Origin of the sequence: Sphingomonas leidyi, from assembly GCF_011761945.1 — a bacterium.
Lineage (GTDB): Bacteria > Pseudomonadota > Alphaproteobacteria > Sphingomonadales > Sphingomonadaceae > Sphingomonas > Sphingomonas leidyi.
Genome location: NZ_JAASQV010000001.1, coordinates 1,563,994 through 1,580,653 on the forward strand (window position 1 = coordinate 1,563,994; position 16,660 = coordinate 1,580,653).

The 16,660-nt window shown below is 67.6% G+C and carries 17 protein-coding genes and 1 tRNA gene; 8 read left to right on the top strand and 10 right to left on the bottom strand.

The annotated features are described in order from the left end of the window. Nucleotides 1-35: 35 nt before the first annotated feature. Together FHR20_RS07550 and FHR20_RS07555 are read left to right on the top strand one after the other, a co-directional pair. On the top strand, nt 36-695 hold the full coding sequence (locus tag FHR20_RS07550; protein WP_167298911.1) for a squalene/phytoene synthase family protein: 660 nt from the start codon (nt 36-38) through the stop codon (nt 693-695). A gap of 45 nt (nt 696-740) precedes the next feature. Then, complete coding sequence (locus tag FHR20_RS07555) at nt 741-1,235, top strand: EF-hand domain-containing protein (protein ID WP_167298912.1); 495 nt, start codon at nt 741-743, stop codon at nt 1,233-1,235. Here FHR20_RS07555 and trmFO read toward each other — a convergent pair. Continuing rightward, complete coding sequence (gene trmFO, locus FHR20_RS07560; RefSeq protein ID WP_167298913.1) at nt 1,208-2,551, bottom strand: methylenetetrahydrofolate--tRNA-(uracil(54)-C(5))-methyltransferase (FADH(2)-oxidizing) TrmFO; 1,344 nt, start codon at nt 2,549-2,551, stop codon at nt 1,208-1,210. The genes FHR20_RS07555 and trmFO overlap by 28 nt on opposite strands. A 56-nt stretch (nt 2,552-2,607) precedes the next feature. Between trmFO and FHR20_RS07565 the strand changes: the two genes are divergently transcribed. The 3 genes from FHR20_RS07565 to FHR20_RS07575 are packed head-to-tail and all read left to right on the top strand — an operon-like array spanning nt 2,608 to nt 4,025. Then, a complete protein-coding gene (locus FHR20_RS07565; protein ID WP_167298914.1) occupies nt 2,608-3,252 on the top strand; it encodes a lysoplasmalogenase family protein in 645 nt (214 codons plus the stop codon). Continuing rightward, complete coding sequence (locus FHR20_RS07570; RefSeq protein ID WP_167298915.1) at nt 3,249-3,680, top strand: DUF488 domain-containing protein; 432 nt, start codon at nt 3,249-3,251, stop codon at nt 3,678-3,680. Before FHR20_RS07565 ends, FHR20_RS07570 begins: the two co-directional genes overlap by 4 nt. Before the next feature lie 18 nt (nt 3,681-3,698). Beyond that, nucleotides 3,699-4,025 carry a VOC family protein gene (locus tag FHR20_RS07575; protein WP_167298916.1) on the top strand — a complete coding sequence of 109 codons (327 nt, stop codon included), beginning with the start codon at nt 3,699-3,701 and terminating at the stop codon, nt 4,023-4,025. Nucleotides 4,026-4,165: 140 nt separating this feature from the next. Here FHR20_RS07575 and FHR20_RS07580 read toward each other — a convergent pair whose 3' ends face one another. The 9 genes from FHR20_RS07580 to FHR20_RS07620 form a co-directional block, all read right to left on the bottom strand. Continuing rightward, nucleotides 4,166-6,889: a PAS domain S-box protein gene (locus FHR20_RS07580; protein ID WP_279589392.1), complete on the bottom strand. Its 2,724-nt coding sequence runs from the start codon at nt 6,887-6,889 to the stop codon at nt 4,166-4,168. Nucleotides 6,890-7,036: 147 nt separating this feature from the next. Then, nucleotides 7,037-8,410, bottom strand: coding sequence for a class II 3-deoxy-7-phosphoheptulonate synthase (locus FHR20_RS07585; RefSeq protein ID WP_167299422.1), 1,374 nt, complete (start codon nt 8,408-8,410; stop codon nt 7,037-7,039). Nucleotides 8,411-8,698: 288 nt separating this feature from the next. After that, the gene (locus FHR20_RS07590) at nt 8,699-9,655 is read right to left on the bottom strand and encodes a hypothetical protein (protein ID WP_167298918.1); all 957 of its coding nucleotides are present in this window, start codon (nt 9,653-9,655) and stop codon (nt 8,699-8,701) included. Nucleotides 9,656-9,760: 105 nt separating this feature from the next. Further along, nucleotides 9,761-10,216 carry an SRPBCC family protein gene (locus tag FHR20_RS07595; protein WP_167298919.1) on the bottom strand — a complete coding sequence of 152 codons (456 nt, stop codon included), beginning with the start codon at nt 10,214-10,216 and terminating at the stop codon, nt 9,761-9,763. Continuing rightward, a complete protein-coding gene (locus FHR20_RS07600) occupies nt 10,209-10,544 on the bottom strand; it encodes an ArsR/SmtB family transcription factor (protein ID WP_167298920.1) in 336 nt (111 codons plus the stop codon). Before FHR20_RS07600 ends, FHR20_RS07595 begins: the two co-directional genes overlap by 8 nt. A gap of 61 nt (nt 10,545-10,605) precedes the next feature. Then, nucleotides 10,606-11,541, bottom strand: a complete 936-nt coding sequence (locus FHR20_RS07605; protein WP_167298921.1) for an NAD(P)-dependent oxidoreductase — start codon at nt 11,539-11,541, stop codon at nt 10,606-10,608. A gap of 55 nt (nt 11,542-11,596) precedes the next feature. Continuing rightward, nucleotides 11,597-13,060 carry a cysteine--tRNA ligase gene (cysS, locus tag FHR20_RS07610; RefSeq protein ID WP_167298922.1) on the bottom strand — a complete coding sequence of 488 codons (1,464 nt, stop codon included), beginning with the start codon at nt 13,058-13,060 and terminating at the stop codon, nt 11,597-11,599. 115 nt (nt 13,061-13,175) lie between these two features. Next, the gene (locus FHR20_RS07615) at nt 13,176-13,394 is read right to left on the bottom strand and encodes a hypothetical protein (protein ID WP_167297630.1); all 219 of its coding nucleotides are present in this window, start codon (nt 13,392-13,394) and stop codon (nt 13,176-13,178) included. A gap of 180 nt (nt 13,395-13,574) precedes the next feature. Further along, nucleotides 13,575-13,648: transfer RNA gene (locus FHR20_RS07620), tRNA-Cys, on the bottom strand. 168 nt (nt 13,649-13,816) lie between these two features. Between FHR20_RS07620 and FHR20_RS07625 the strand changes: the two genes are divergently transcribed. The 3 genes from FHR20_RS07625 to FHR20_RS07635 are packed head-to-tail and all read left to right on the top strand — an operon-like array spanning nt 13,817 to nt 16,641. Then, a complete protein-coding gene (locus FHR20_RS07625) occupies nt 13,817-14,497 on the top strand; it encodes a protein-L-isoaspartate O-methyltransferase family protein (RefSeq protein WP_167298923.1) in 681 nt (226 codons plus the stop codon). Nucleotides 14,498-14,511: 14 nt separating this feature from the next. Beyond that, a complete protein-coding gene (locus tag FHR20_RS07630) occupies nt 14,512-16,113 on the top strand; it encodes a TolC family outer membrane protein (protein ID WP_167298924.1) in 1,602 nt (533 codons plus the stop codon). A gap of 36 nt (nt 16,114-16,149) precedes the next feature. Then, nucleotides 16,150-16,641 (top strand): DUF2497 domain-containing protein, encoded by a 492-nt coding sequence (locus tag FHR20_RS07635; RefSeq protein WP_167298925.1) that lies wholly within the window; start codon nt 16,150-16,152, stop codon nt 16,639-16,641. Nucleotides 16,642-16,660 lie beyond the last annotated feature (19 nt).

The window sequence follows — 16,660 nt, forward strand, 5'->3', positions numbered from 1 at the left end:
TGGTTAACGCTACCCTTATGCAGCGGAGGGCCGGCATGACGGGGATCGTGGAGGATCCGGAACGCGATCTGATCCTCACCTATGCCCCGGTCGCGCGCCGGGCAGGGTTGCTGGCGCTGCTCGTGCTCGACGACGCGCTCGCCCGGCTGTTGCGCACCACGCGCGAGCCCGCGCTCGGCCAGATGCGGCTCGCCTGGTGGCGCGAGGCGCTGGAGAAGCTCGACTACGCGCCGGCGCCTGCCGAGCCGGTGCTCAAGGCGCTCCAGGCCGAGGTGCTGCGTCACGGCATCACCGGTGCGTCGCTGGTGCCGATCGTCCATGGCTGGGAAGTGCTGATCGAGGAGGAGACTCTCGATGCCGACGCCATGCGTCGCTTCGGCGAGGGGCGAGGGCAGTTGTTCGTCGCCGCGGGCATGGTGCTCGGCAGCAGGGGCGATCCCCTGTCGGCGGCGGGGCAGGGCTGGGCACTGGCCGACCTCGCGCACAACCTGCAGGCCGGGGAGGAACGCGCCACCGCGCGCGACATCGCCCGCCCGCTGCTGGACGCCGCCGGCCGGGCACATTGGAGCCGCCCGGCCCGCGCGCTCGGTGCGCTCGCGCACAGGGCCCGGCTGGATCTAGCCGATACGCCGAAGCCGGCGGGCGCGCCGGCCCGGGTGGGCCGGCTGCTCTGGCACCGCCTCACTGGACGCTGACCGCGGCATCGGGCTAGCCTCGAATCCTCTAGGGGGAGAGAGGTGATGTGGCGCTATTTGGTGGGTGCGGGCGGTGCGTTGTTGCTGGTCGTTGCTGGTTTATTCCTGTTCCGGGGCAGTGCGAGCACCGAAACCAGGCTTCCTCCGGCACCCAAAGAGGCAGTTGCATCCGGAACGGAGCAGGATCTCCCGGCCGAGCCGCCCAGCGCCACGGCCAGGACGCGCGAGCAGAAGCGCTTCGACCGTATCGACAAGGACAAGAACGGCACGATCGCCAAGGACGAATATTTCGCCCTGCGCCGCAAGCTCTTCGCCAAGCTCGATACCGATCGCGACGGCAAGCTGAGCTTCGAGGAATGGTCGGTGAAGGCGGTGGAGCGCTTCCAGGGCGCCGACAAGGACAAGTCTGGCACGCTCACCCGCGCCGAGTTCGCCACTACCGCGGTGAAGCGCAATGCCAAGCCGCGCTGCGCCTGCGCCCCGGCGAGGGCGCAGGCGCCGGAAACGCCGCGTCAGGAAGCGGGCGACAACGAGGATTGAGCCATCCAGCCCTGCATCGCCTCGCGGGCGCGGCCGGTATACATCTGTTTGCGGTCCGCCTTCTTGGTCTTGCCCGGGATCGGCGGGAACAGCCCGAAATTGACATTCATCGGCTGGTAGGTTTCGGCTTCCGCCTCTCCGGTGATATGCGAGAGCAGGGCGCCCAGCGCCATTTCGCGCGGTGGCGGCGCCAGCGCTTCGCCCGCCAGCTCCGCGGCCGCGAAGCGCCCCGCCAGCAGCCCGATCGCCGAGCTCTCGACATAGCCTTCGCAGCCGGTGATCTGTCCAGCGAAGCGGATATGCGGGGCGTTCTTCAGGCGCAGTTCGCCATCGAGCAGTTCGGGCGACTTGATGAAAGTATTGCGATGCAGCCCGCCAAGGCGCGCGAACTCGGCCTTCTCAAGCCCAGGAATAGTCCTGAAAAGAGCAACTTGCTCGGCATATTTAAGCTTGGTCTGGAAGCCGACCATGTTCCATAGCGTGCCGGAGGCGTTGTCCTGCCGCAGCTGGACCACCGCATAGGGCCAGCGCCCGGTTCTGGGATCGTCGAGCCCTACGCCCTTCATCGGCCCGAAGCGCAGGGTATCGACTCCCCGCTCGGCCATCACCTCGACCGGCATGCAGCCTTCGAAATAGGGGACATTCTCCCATTCGCGGAACTCGGTCTTCTCGCCCGCGAGCAAGGCCGCATGGAAGGCGAGATACTGCTCCTTGGTCATCGGGCAGTTGATATAGTCCTTGCCCGTGCCGCCGGGTCCCACCTTGTTCCAGCGCGACTGGAACCAGGCGGTTTCCATGTCGATGCTCTCGCGATGCACGATCGGGGCGATCGCGTCGAAGAATGCGAGCTGGTCCTTGCCGGTCGCGGTGCCGATGCTCTCGGCCAGACCCGGTGCGGTGAGGGGGCCGGTGGCGACGATCGTCGGCCCGGCCTCGGGCAGCGCGTCCACACGCTCGCGGACGATCTCGATGTTCGGATGGGCCGCCAGCGCCGCGGTCACCCCCGCGGAGAAGCCGTCGCGATCCACCGCCAGGGCCGAGCCGGCGGGCACCTTGTGCCGGTCGCCCTCGGCCATGATCAGCGAGCCCAGGTCGCGCATCTCCTGGTGGAGCAGGCCGACGGCGTTGTTCTGCGCATCGTCCGAACGGAAGCTGTTCGAGCAGACCAGCTCCGCGAGCCCGTCGGTCTGATGCGCCGGGGTCATGGTGCCGCTGCCGCGCATTTCGGAGAGGCGGACCCGGAAACCCTTGTTCGCGAGCTGCCAGGCGGCTTCCGAGCCGGCCAGGCCGCCGCCGATGATGTGGATGTCGTGCATCGGCTTCCGATAGAGCCATGCTTGGCAGAGCGCCAGTCACGCGGCATCAAGGGGGCATGGACCGTTCCCGCATCGAACCGCTCTTCGCCGCCGCCCTTGTCGCCGGCGCAAGCTATTATGCCAATTACTGGCTGGAGGCCGGCGGGATCGCCGCCATCGTCTGGAAGGGGGCCGGTGTCGGCCTGCTCGCGTTCTGGGCACGCGGCAAGGCAGTGAACCAGGACGGGCGGATGATCGGTGCGGTGCTGGCGCTCGGCGCGCTGGGCGATGTGCTGCTCGAACTGCACGGGCTCACCACCGGCGCGGTGGCCTTCATGGCCGGCCATTTGCTGGCGAGCTATCTGTACCTGCGCCACCCCCGCATTCCTGCGGCCAATTGGATCGCCCCGCCGGTCGCCGCCGCGGTGGCGGTGTTCGCCTGGTACGTGTTCGGAACGCTGCCCAATCCCGAACTGCTCGCGGTCTATGTGTTCGGCCTTGCGCTGATGACCGCTTCGGCGATGCTCAGCCGGCTGGGCACGCTGGTCGCGGCGGGAGCGCTGCTGTTCTTCGTCTCCGACTGGCTGATCTTCCTGCGCATGGGCCCGCTGGCGGGGTCGCCGATCCCGCAGCTGCTGGTCTGGCCGACCTATTTCGTCGGCCAGGCGTTGATCGCCTGGGGCGCGGTCCATGCGCTCCGGGGAGAGAAGGCGGCTGCATGAGGATCTTCACCATCGGCTATGAGGCGACGACGATGGACGCGTTCATCGCCGCGCTGCGCAAGGCCGGGGTGGAGCGGGTGATCGACGTGCGCGCGGTGCCGCTCTCGCGGCGGCCGGGCTTTTCCAAGAACATCCTAGCCGCGAGCTTGAAGGCTGCGGGGATCGATTATGTGCTGCTCAAGAATCTGGGCACGCCCAAGCTCGGCCGCGATGCCGCCAAGAAGGGCGATGTGAAGACGCTGCGCCAGGTCTATGCCGGGCAGCTCCATCTGCCCGAGGCGCAGGCAGAGGCGGCGATGATGCGGGCGTTGGCCGCGGAAAGGCCGAGCGCGCTGCTCTGCTTCGAGCGCAATCCCGAACATTGTCACCGCACGCTGCTGCTGGCGGCGGAAGGCGAGGGCGCGGAGATCGTCGATCTCTATCCCTGAGCAGAAAGGAACAGGCAGGTGCTCGATCATGTCGGCTTCGCGGTTTCGGACGCCGAGGCCTCGAGGCAATTCTACGCGGCCGCCCTGGCTCCGCTGGGCATCACGCTGCTGATGACCGTGCCGGCGCAGGAGAATGGCTCGGGCGGCACCGCCCATGGCTTCGGGAGAGGCGACGATCCCTTTTTCTGGATCGGCGACAATGAGCGCGTGGGCGAGGGGACGCACATCGCCTTTCGCGCCGGCACGCGCGCCGAGGTGGATGCCTTCCATGCGGCGGCGCTGGCGGCGGGCGGGCGCGATCCCGACGGGCTCAACATCGAGGCGGTCTGCCACGCGCCGGGCTGAGAAGGGCTTGGCCGGGCTGAGAAAGGCCAGGGCGGCCGGAGGTTGCAGTCCGGCCGCCCCGTAGTTTGGGGAGCCGGCGGCACAGAGGGGCAAGGCGCCGGCTGAGGTCGCTCCTGGAAGGCCGGTCTTGCAGGGGTGTTTCAGTATGTTTCGTCATGGAGCGGGGCGGTTTCGCGCGTCTCCGCGATCGGCAGCGCGAAGCTGAAGATCGCCCCGCCGCCCGGGCCGTTCTCGGCCCAGAGCCGCCCGCCATGCGCCTCGACGATCGTACGGCAGATCGGCAGGCCGAGCCCGGTGCCGCTCTCCTTCGTGGTGCGGAAGGGCTCGAACAGATTGTCGAGCATCGCTTCGCTGAGGCCGGCGCCGCTATCGGCGATCTGGACGACGACTTCCTCCGGCCCGACGCGGGTGGTCACGCTCACTTCGCGCCGGGCGCGACCCGTCGTCGCCTCCACGCCGTTGCGGATCAGATTGCTCAGCACCTGTTCGATCTGGAGGGCGTCGCCGATCAGATTGGCGGGCGCGGGGTCGAAATCGCAGTCGATCCGCGCGCCCTGCGCTATCTTGAGCTGCCGCACCGCCGCACTGGCCGAATAGATCACCGCGTTCAGGTCGAAGCTTGCCTGGACGATCTCGCCGCTCACCGTGAAGGAGCGGATCTTGCGGATGATGTCGCCGGCTCGCAGCGCCTGCACCCGCGCATGATCGAGCGCATCGAGGATGTCGTGGTCCGGCTCGCCGCGCGAACGCGTGAGATAGCGGCAAGCCTCGATATAGTTGGTGATCGCCGCGAGCGGCTGGTTGAGCTCGTGCGCCAGCGTCGAGGCCATTGCCCCCATGGCGTTCAGCCGGGCGAGGCGGAGCAGCTTCTCGTGCACTTCGCGCAACTGGGCATCGGCTTCCATGTCGTGCGTGATGTCGATCACCAGGCCGAGCAGCCGCGGCTGGCCGTCATGCGGGTCGTAGCGGCCCTGCAGCGTCACCCAGCGCGCCTCCCCATCGGGCATTGCCAGCCGCAGCGTCATGTCGAGCGGGCCCTTGACCCGCCTGGCGCTGCCGATCGCCCGGCGCAGTTCGGCGACCTGTTCCGGGCCGAGCCGATCGGCGACATCGGCCATGCGATACTCGCCCTCGTGCCATTCCAGGCCGAACAGGCGCGCGCTCTGCGGGGAGTGCCGCGAGCCGCCGCGCACCAGGTCGATCTCCCACACCCCCACGCCGGCGGCTTCCTGGGCAAGCCGGAGCAGCTTCTCGCTCTCCTCCAGCGCGCGCTGCGCGGCGATGCGCGGCGAGATATCCTGGAGCACGACGGCGATATAGTCTTCGGTGCCGTCGCCGGAGCGGACGAGGTTGGCGGTGCAATGCACGGGGCGCAGCGCGCCTTCATGCGTCACCACCATGCGATCGTCGGAATAATAGGCAACCTCGCCGCGCGCGAGCGCCTGGATCCCGTCCATCGTCGCGGGCCACTCCTCGGCAGTGCTGGTCTTGCGGCAGCTTTCGCCGATCAGCGCTTCGCGAGGATGGCCGGTGAGCTCGCAGATCCGATCATTGACTTCGAGGAACACGCCTTGAAGCGAGAGCCGGCCCACGCCGACCCCGGCCTGCTCGAACACGGCGCGATAGCGGCGCTCGGCCTCTTCCAGCTTGCGGCGCGCCTCCATCTCGGCGGTGACGATCTCGCTCGCCAGCACGATGCCGGCAATGCGATCGTCCTCGTCATACCAGGGGCGGTGGCTCCAGCGCACATAATCGACGCTGCCATCGGGATGCCGCAGCGGATCGCCGTAGCCCGAGAGCTGCTCGCCGTCGAGCACGCGCGCGAGCATCGCGCGGCGCTCGGGGGAGCAATCGGGAAAGACCTCGAAGTGGCTGCGCCCCTCGAGCGCCGTGCCCTCGGGCAGGCGATGATCGGCGACATAGCGCTGCGAGGTGGCGACATAGCGCATGTCCCGGTCGAGGATCGCCACCGCGGTGGCGGCGTCGCGCGCCATGTTGGTGAGGTTGCGCCGCGAAACCTCGATCCGCCTGGCGGCGATGCGGAGCTTGTCCTCGGCGTGGCGCTCGTCCGCATGGGCGGCGAGCAGGACGATGGTCGCGCAGGTGACCGCCACGAACATCTGCGCCAGCAGCACGCGATTCCCGGGCGCAGCGAGCGCGAACGGCCCGGTGGCGATCTCGGTGCTCAACAGCACGATCACCGCGCAGATGGCCATGGCGGTAGTCGCGCCCCGCAGGTGCCAGCCCAGGGCGGCAAGCACGAGCGGCGGGAAGATCGCCCAGGCCACGGGATCCTCGCGCGGAAGCAGGAAGACGGCCGTCGTCACGATTCCGCAGAGGAGCATGGTGACGACGAAGCCGGCCCATCGAAGGGCCGACCAGCGTTCGCGCAGCGGCGTCGCCCAGACGAGCACGAACGGCGCCGCCAGGATCATGCCGAGCCCCTGTTGTGCGAACTTCTCGACGAAGATGGTCGGCCGCCCTGCCGCGATGGTGCCGAGTGCGACGATCCCTGCCGCCAGCAGCGATCCGGCCAACGCCGCGACGAATACCCACAGGATCGAGCGCGGATCGAGCAATTCGGTGGGCCGGACGCCGCGACGCCGGATGATCGATGCCGTCAGCAGCGCGCCGAATGCCAGGCCCATCGCCGCGGCGAGCTTGGCCACCAGCGGATATTGGGGCTCGAATATCTCATATGTGGCGAGCACGGCGATCGCGAGCAGCGGCCAGAGCCGGGTGCTGCTCAGGATCAGTCCGCTGACCGAAACTCCGATGGCGATGCCGATCGGAGGATTCCTGCCGGTGAAGCGATGCCACAGGGCCCAGCTAATGCAACCGATCAAGGCGCCCGCAAACAGCATTAGCGCCGGACGTACCGACGCAGCCCAGTTCTCTGGCAGACGCTCCCTCACCGTTGCCAACTAAAACTCCGCGTAAAGCGCAGTCCATCCAAGATGCTGACAGCGATGTAAATCCGCTAAATTACGGATGTGTTCCGCAACAATTGATCAAGCGGCGGCCTTGCGGCGTTCCGCCATTTCCTCGTTGAGCATTTCAGCCAACAGGAAGGCAAGTTCCAGGCTCTGTCCCGCATTGAGACGTGGATCGCAATGGGTGTGGTAGCGATCGGCGAGGCCCTGTTCGGTGATGTCGATCGCACCGCCGGTGCATTCGGTGACGTTCTGCCCCGTCATCTCCGCATGGATGCCGCCGGCGAAGGTGCCTTCGGCGCGATGCACCGCGAAGAAGCCGCGCACTTCGGCGAGGATTCGCTCGAACGGGCGGGTCTTGTAGCCATTGGCCGCCTTGATCACGTTGCCGTGCATCGGATCGCAGCTCCACACCACCGGATGTCCCTCGCGCTTCACCGCGCGAACCAGCTTGGGCAGGCCGGCCTCGATCTTGTCATGGCCATATCGCGTGATCAGCGTCATCCGCCCCGGCGTGCGGCTGGGGTTGAGTGCGTCGAGCAGGCGCAGCAATGCGTCGGGCTCGAGGCTGGGGCCGCACTTCATCCCGATCGGATTGCCGATGCCGCGCAGGAACTCGACATGCGCCGAGCCTTCGAAGCGGGTGCGGTCGCCGATCCAGAGGAAGTGCGCGCTGGTGTCGTACCAGTCGCCGGTGAGGCTGTCCTGGCGCGTGAGCGCTTCCTCATAGGGCAGGAGCAGCGCTTCGTGGCTGGTATAGAAATTGGTCGCCTTGAGCTGCGGCACGCTGTCCGCATCGATGCCGCAGGCGGCCATGAAGTCGAGCGCTTCCCCGATCCGGTCGGCCAGATCGGCATATTTCTTGGCCCAGGGGCTGCGGCCCATGAAGTCGTGGGTCCATTTGTGGACCTGGTGCAGATTGGCATAGCCGCCCTGCGCAAAGGCGCGCAGCAGGTTGAGCGTCGCCGCGGACTGCGAATACCCCTGCAGCATCCGCTGCGGATCGGGCGTGCGACCCTCGGGCGTGAAGGCGATGTCGTTGACGTTATCGCCGCGATAGCTGGGCAGTTCCACCCCGCCGATCGTCTCGGTATCGGCGGAACGCGGCTTGGCGAACTGGCCGGCCATGCGCCCGAGCTTCACCGTCGGCAGCTTCGAGGCGAAGGTCAGCACCACCGCCATCTGGAGGATGACGCGGAACGTGTCGCGGATGTTGTTCGGGTGGAACTCGGCAAAGCTCTCGGCGCAGTCGCCGCCCTGGAGAAGGAATGCCTCGCCGCGCGAAACCTTGGCCAGTTCGCTGGTCAGCTCGCGCGCTTCGCCGGCGAAGACCAGGGGCGGGAAGGAAGTGAGCTGCGTCGTCGCTGCATCGAGTGCGCCCTGATCGGGGTAATTGGGCAGCTGGCGGGCCTCCGCCGCCTTCCAGCTCGACGGGCTCCAGCTCGCATGCATGTCGTTCTCCGCATCGCGCACGGTGACGTTCCAGTCGGCGGCGCCGGCGATGCCGTGCGCGGCGATCAGGTTCATCACCTTGGCGTTCGCGCGCTTGCCGTCCTTCTCCCAGCCCTGGACCGTGGAGCCCGGAATATCGAACCACGCGCCGAACGCGGCGCGGGTAAGAGAGCGTTCCTCGCGGAAGCGGCGAATCTTGGTGCCTGCAAGTGTCGTCATAGCCCGAACGGCTTACCCCGGCGGGGTAAAATCGTGCAAGCGAAAAATTTCCCCGCCAGGGTAAATCGCTCAACCGCGGCGGAACGCCCAGTTCACGCCGCCCGGGCCGGTCAACCGCAGGCCGCCGCCTGCATTGCTGTAGCCATATGTCTCGCTACGCGGCGAGATCGTCCCCGAGCCGCCCTTGCCGCACCCGCTCCAGCTCTCGTTGCCGCCCTGGATCGCAAAGGTCATCTTGCCGCCCGCCGTCTGGATGCGGCCCAGCTTCTCCTGATTGATCGTCTTGGTGCAGCTCTTGCCTTCCGGCTGGATCTTGGTGATCCGCCAGGTGAAGGTGCCGTCCCGGCGGATGACGAGGGTCATCTGGCGCCGCACGGTCACCGGCATGGACTCGGTCACGATCGTGGTGTTGGTCGCCGATCCGGGGCCGAAGGTGCCGCCCAGATTGGTGCCATAGCCGGTCGCCATGCTCGGCTGGAACTTGATCTTGGAACCGATCACCAGTTCCGTGGCAGTCGAGGACTGCGACCAGCTTCCCGCCAGCCCCGGAATGTCGCCGTTGGAAGCCTTGGCGGCCGCCTGGTCTCCCGCGACCAGCTTCACCGCGATGCGCACCGCACTGGCCGGCGCCGAGATCTCGGCGCCGTCGCGGGCAATGCCCAGATAATCGCCCGGAGAGGCTTCGTCGTCGCCATCCGCATCCTGCCATGCGATGAGCTGCCATGGCCCGCGATCGGGCAGCTTGAGTTCATAGGCCCAGCTCGAGCCGCCGGCCTGCCGCAGTGGCGCCTCGATCTTGGTCTTGCAGCTCTGATAGGGCGAGGAGCAGGCGACGACCTTGCCACCTTCCATCCGCGCGCCCGCCGGCGCCTGGACGTCGCCGGTGATGGAGGCGCCCTGCTGCGCCGGCGCGGCCCCCGCTTCGGAGGCATTGGCGGCGGCCTTGTCCGAGGCGCCGGCGAAACAGGCGGTCGCAGCGAGCAGCAAGGCGGGCGCGAAGACGATGGGGCGAGCGGCAACGGGCATGGCGGTCCTCCTGAACCCGGGGAAGGGACGGAGGCCGTGCTCGCGTGCGGAGCGCGGCGAGCATAGCGTTCCGCGACGAATGCCCGCCCTGACGCAACGAAGCCGTCAGCCCGGCAATGTCTCGGCCAGCTTGTCGTACTGAAGGCCGATCCCGTGGAAGCGGGACCCATTGTCTTCATAGCCGTCCAGATAGATGCCGTGCTCGGTGTGGAGCAGGCGGGTGCCGTCGCCATCGGGCAGCAACTCGATCGAGCAGAGGTTCACCGAGATCGGCTTGCCGTTCAGCTTCATGCGATAGGCATAGACGATGCGGCCATCCGGCACGATGTCGTGATAGGAACAGTCGAAGCGCGTGACCGTGCCGCTCTTCCAGCGGCCTTCCAGGTGCTCGGTGCCGCCCACCCGGAAATCGAAGTGGCGATCGACCATTTCCCAGGCCTCGTTCGGCCCCGAGAACCAGCGCGCCTTGCCCTCTTCGGTGGCGAAGGCGGCGAACACCCTGGCGGGGGCCTGCCTGAAACGGCGCTCGATGACGAACTTGTCGTGGACGGCTTCAGCCATGGTCGTTCTCCTTGTCCTGCGCGTCGAGGAAATGGGCGAGGCGGTCGTAGCGCGCCTCGGTCGTGCGGCGGCGCTCGACGATCCATTGCTCCACCGCGGCGAGGGCAAGCGGCTCCAGCGTGCAGGTGCGTACCCGGCCCTGCTTCGCGGTGCGCACCAGGCCGGCGCCCTCGAGCAGGCGGATGTGCTGCAGGAAGCTCGGCATCGCCATGGTGAAGCCGGCGGCGAGCGCGCTCACGCTGGCCGGACCGTCGCCAAGCCGCTCGACGACCACGCGGCGGGTGGGGTCGGCCAGGGCAGCGAATGCGGCGTCGATTTGATTAGGCATTTGCCTAACTAATCGCCGCACGGCGCCCGATGCAAGCGAAACTCGGAGGGGCAGGGAGGTTTCAATATCCCGCGGCGAGGTCGACTTCGTTCCTGAGCGGGCGCCCTTCCGCAAATGCCCGGGCATTCTCGACGAACAGCGCGGCGGCGCGCAGGAACATCCGCGTCTGGCTGCGGCCGGAGAGGTGCATCGAATGGATGACGTTCGCCGTGCTCCACAAGGGATGTTCGGGCGGTAGCGGCTCGGGCGTCACCGTATCGAGAAAGGCGCCGCCGATACGCCGCCTGGCGCAGGCCTCGATCAGCGCATCCTGGTCGATCAGCTCGCCGCGGCCGACATTCACGATCCAGGCCGAGGGTTTCATCGCGGCCAGTTCCTCGGCGCCGATCATCGCCCGGCTCTGGGGGGTGGCGGGCGCGGCGAGGAACACCCAGTCGGTTTCGGGCAACAGCGCGCGCCAGGCATCCGGGCCCACCGTACCTGCAGCGCCGGAACGGGTGACGCCGGTCACCTCGACGCCGAAGGCTGCGAGGCGTTCGCCGATCAGCCGCCCGATCGTGCCATAGCCGATCACCAGCGCCTTGCTCTCGAACAGTTCGAGCTTGCCGGGCGCATCGGTCGGCCATTCGTGGCGATCCGCGGCGCGGACCACCTGGTCGAAGCGCTTGGCCGCGACCAGCGCCCCCATCACGGCATATTCGGCGACGGTATGCGCATTGACGCCGCTGCCGTTGGTCACGCGCGTGCCGCGCGTCCGCAACAGGTTCGTATCGAGCGCATCGAGCCCGGCATAGATGGTCGACAGCCATTGCAGCCTGCTCGCAGCCGCCACGGCGCGCGCCCATTCGCGCGGATCGTTGTTGTCGAGCCAGCCGATGTCCGCATCCGCGACGAGCGCGACCGCTTCGTCGGTGCTCATGAACCAATGGACGTCGAGCCCCGGCGGGAGCTGCGGCTCCACCAGCGGGCGGGCGAGGGCGGGGAGTACGGCCTTCATGGATCAAAGGCTAGCGCGTGGCCGGCCCGGGTTCAAAGGCCTTAGTTGCGCCCGCCTATTCGCCGAGCACCGGTTTCCAGTCCCAGCCCAGCGCGTCGCCGTCCATCACTTCCACGCCGGCGGCGGCGAGTTCGTCGCGGATCGTGTCGGAACGCTGGAAATCCTTCACCAGCCGCGCTTCCTTGCGCTCGACCAGCCGGTCCTCGATCTCCTGCACGGTGATCGTGGCGCTCACGGGCCGCATGCGGAGCGCCTCGCGAGTCAGGTCGAGCAGCCGCAGGCCCAGCACCGCGTCGAATGCCGCCAGGCCGGCCAGGCGATCCGCGGGCGACAGCTTCTTCTCGGCGAGGAGGTCGTCGAGCGCCGGCAGCGCCCTGGGCGTGTTGAGATCGTCCGATACCGCCTCGTCGAGCCGAGCGAGCCAGGCCTCCGGCGCAATGCCTTCGCCTTCGGCCCGGGCCTTGAGGGCAGTCACGGTCATCACGAGCCGCTTCAGCCGGGTCAGCGCCGCCGCCAGGTTCTCGGCCGAGAATTCCAGCTCGCTGCGATACTGGGCGGAAAGGCACATCAAGCGATAGGCGAGAGGATGCACGCCGGCGTCGATCAACGACTGGAGCGTTGTGAAGCCGCCCTTGGACTTGCTCATCTTCCCCTGGCGATCCACCAGGAAGTTGTTGTGCATCCAGAAATGCGCACCCGAATCGCCGCACCCGCAAAAGGCCTGGTTCTGCGCGATCTCGTTGGGGTGGTGGATTTCGCGGTGATCGATGCCGCCGGTATGGATGTCGAACGGCGCTCCCAGATACTTGATGCTCATCACCGAGCATTCGAGGTGCCAGCCCGGCGCCCCCTTGCCCCAGGGGCTGTCCCATTCCATCTGGCGCTGCTCGCCCGGCGGCGACTTGCGCCAGATGGCGAAATCCTGCGGGTGACGCTTGCCGGCCACCGGATCGATCCGCCCCTCGGCGGCGTCGTCCTGATTGCCGGCCAGGCGGCCATAATCGGGCACGGTGGTCACGTCGAAATACAGGCCCGAATCGAGCGCGTAGCAATGCTCGGGCGCGATCTTCTCGGCGAAGTCGATCATCTCGGCGATGTGGTCGGTCGCGACCGACCAGCGCGAGGGCTGGCGGATGTTGAGGTCGGCGATGTTCTGCTTGAACGCCGCCGTATAGTGCGCCGCGATGTCCCAGATGCTCTTCGCCTGGGCACGGGCCGCCGCCTCCATCTTGTCGTCGCCGACATCGGCATCGGACGTCAGATGGCCGACATCGGTGATATTGATCACATGCGTGAGGGCATATCCCTTCCAGGTCAGCACGCGGCTCAGCGTATCGGTGAACACATAGGCGCGCAGATTGCCGAGATGGGCGTAGTTGTAGACCGTCGGCCCGCAGGAATAGACGCGCACGCCGCGCTCGGGATCGAGCGGCTGGAAAGCTTCCAGCCCGCGGGTCAGCGAATTGTAGAGCGTGAGTTGAGCGCCGGTCATAGCGGCGGCATAGCGGCTCGTCGCCATGCTGCAAGCCCAAGGCGCCTCGCCCGCGACGGCGGCGGCAACAGCCCGCGCGATCCGCCCGACAGGGAAAGTCGCGGAGCGCCGGCCCGCGAAAGCACGCGCGCCGGCAGCGGGTTCAGGCGGCGAGTGCCGTCACGCCCCGCTGACGGATCAGCCCGCTGCCAGTGCTCCCGCCCACCATCAGCGGCAGGGCAGTGGCGCAGAAGGCACATTCCGCCGTGAGCCGGCCGATCACCCAATGCGACCTGCCACAGCCCGGACAGTAATTCTCCTGCTCCGGACGGTACGCGACGCGATAGCCGGTTAGGGCGTGTCGGATGCCGAAATCATACATGCCTCGTCTCCCGATAATCGGGGGACCAACGGCAATGAATCGCGATTTGTTCCGCATCCGGGCCGGTATGGTGTCGATGGCCCGTGCGATTCGATCGATGAGTTGCGGGAAAGACACACATGCGGCGGGAATGCCGGCGCCGGGACGCGGGCAATGAGGTGGTGATGCCGCAAGAAGAAGTGGAGGCCCGAGCCGGAATCGAACCGGCGTGCAAGGATTTGCAGTCCTCTGCGTCACCACTCCGCCATCGGGCCTCGGAGCGAGCGGCGGCAATGCGCAGGCTGCTGCCGACATGTCAACATTGCAGTGCAAAAATAGCTGCGCGCATTGCTTGGCGAAGGGTTGCGAAGGGGATACAAGCCGCCCTACATAATCAGTGTATTGCACAGCTAACACGGTTGTGCCAGATAGCCGGGGTAATGATGGCTCTTACGGTAGATTCCGCGCCTGCCGAGGCGAACCGCTTCGATGTGATGCGCCATGCGATGGTCGCCAGCCAGCTGCGCACCAACGCGGTCAACGACGCTCGCGTGGTCGAGGCGATGGCGCGCCTGCCGCGCGAGGACTTCCTTCCCGAGGCGCATCGCGCGATCGCCTATCGCGACACGCTGCTGCCGCTCGCCGGGGGGCGCAGCCACAACCTGCCGCTCGCCACGGGGCGGTTGCTCACCGCCGCCGAAATCCGCCCGACCGACAAGGTGCTGCTGATCGGCGCCGCGGGCGGCTATGCGGCAGCCCTGCTCGCCGGTCTCGCCGGTTCGGTGGTGGCGGTGGAGGAGGAGCCCGGCCTCTCGGCGCTCGCGCGCACCGCGCTCGCCGCCTATGCCAATGTCGAGCTGGTCGAGGGGCCGCTCGCCGCCGGCCATGCCGCGCAAGGCCCCTATGACCTGCTCGTCGTCGACGGCGCGATCGAGGCGCTTCCCGCCGCACTGCTCGATCAGCTCGCGCCCGACGGGCGGGTGGTGACCGGCCTCCTGGATCGCGGCGTGACGCGCCTTGCGGCGGGCCGTCGCACCGAAGGGGGCTTCGGCCTCGTCGATTTCGCCGATATCGAATGTGCAGTTCTTCCTGGTTTCGAGCGCCTACGAACCTTTCAATTCTGATCTGAAAGAGGCTCATGCGAATTTCCTCTCTGTTTCTGGGCGCCAGCCTTGTCGCGATCGCCGTGCCTGCCGCCGCGCAGACCACGACGACGCGTGCCGGCACCGACACTCCCGTGCAGGGGGTGGGCACCGGCGCACCGGGCCAGACCGCGCAGCCGACCACCACGCTGCGCGACGCGCTGGTGCTTGCCTACAACACCAATCCGGGCCTTCAGTCGGAGCGCGCCAACCAGCGCGCCAATGACGAGAACGTGCCGATCGCCAGGGCCGCCGGCCGTCCCGGCGTGAACGGCACGGGTTCGCTGAGCGACAGCATCTATAATAGCGACGCGCTTGCCGGCCCGCTTGCCGGCCCGACTCGGACCGCCCGCCTGGGCCTCAATCTTTCGGTGCCGATCTATTCGGGCGGCGGAGTGCGCAATTCGGTTCGTGCGGCGGAGACTCGCGTCGATGCTGGCCATGCCAGCCTGCGTGGTATCGAAGCGCAGCTCTTCACCGATGCGGTGACCGCCTATGTCGACGTGCTGCGCTTCGAGGCGATCGTCCGCCTCAACCAGCAGAACGTCCATGTTCTCGAGGTCAACCTCCAGGCGACCCGCGATCGGTTCGAAGTGGGCGATCTCACGCGCACCGACGTCGCGCAGTCCGAAGCGCGTCTCGCGCTCGCCCAGAGCCAGCTGCGCACTGCCGAGGCCGGGCTGATCGGCTCGCGCGAGAATTACATCCGCGTCGTCGGCGCCCCCCCGGGCGTGCTCGCCCAACCGCCGGCGCTGCCGAATCTGCCGGGCGACGTGCAGGATGCGGAACAGGCCGCGATCAGCAACAATCCCAATCTCGAGGCGGCGCAGAAGCAGCGCGACGCGACTGCGTTCGACGTGAAGGCAGCCAGGGCCAGTCGTTCGCCGCAGGTCTCGCTGACCGCCGGCTCCAGCTACTATAATTACCTGGGCTCGCTCAGCGAAGAAGCGCGTACGCTGGGCGGCCAGAACCCCAACGGCATCTCGAACACCATCGGCGCGCAGTTGACGCTGCCGGTCTTCCAGGGCGGGCTTCCGGCGGCGCAGGTTCGCCAGGCCCAGGCGCGCCGGGCCTCGGCGCTGGAGACGGTGACGCTCACCGAGCGCGGCGTGATCGCCCAGGTGCGCTCCGCCTATGCCAACTACCAGTCGGCGTTGCGCGTGATCGAATCGTCGCGGGTCGCCGTGGATGCCAACAAGCTGAGCCTGGAAGGCGTCCGCGCCGAGAACAGCGTCGGCACCCGTACGATCCTCGACATCTTGAACGCCGAGCAGGAACTGCTGACCAGCCAGGTCAATTACGTCACCGCCGAGCGCGACGCCTATGTCGCCGGCTTCACGCTGCTGGCGGCGATGGGCCGGGCCGAGGCACGCGATCTTAACCTTGACGGCGGGCCGCTCTACGATCCGGACGTCAACTACAAGCGCGTGAAGAATCGCTGGTCGGATCGCAACGACGATCCCGAACCGCAGCCGGTGGGCACCCGCACCAACCAGACTCCCGCGCAGACGCCGGCCGTCACCACCACCTCGCTCGATCCCGTGCTTCAGCGCGACGATGCGACGCGGCCTGTTGACATTAACCGTAAAAATCCCTGATGACGCGCCTCCGGGGCTTTCAGGAGTAGCCGGTTGATGGGGGACATCAGTAGCGAGCCGTCGATGGAGGAGATTCTTTCCTCCATCAAGCGCATCATCGCCGAGGAAGGCGATGCTGCCATCGCGACGCGTGCGCGCCGCGGCGGACGTGCGGCGACGGTGGCGGAGAAATCCGCCGCCATCGACGAAGTGCTCGAGCTGAGCCAGCCGGTCGACGAAGACAGAGTGGAGACGCCGACCCCGATGTCGATGGGTTCCCCGACGCCGCCCGAAGCCGCCCCGAAGGGAGCTGCCGAGCAGCCCGCCGACCCGATCCTGTCCGATCGTGCCGCCGAAGCGACTCGCGGCCCGCTCGAAGCGCTGTCGCGGATGGTGGTCAAGCCGGAGGTGACCGGCACCGACACGCTCGAGGGCATGGTGCGCGAGATGCTGAAGCCGATGCTGCGCGACTGGCTCGACGCCAATCTGCCGCGGCTGGTGGAGGAAATGGTCGCACGCGAGATTTCGCGAATCACCGGGCGGCAATAAGCCCGTCTTCCATTTCGGC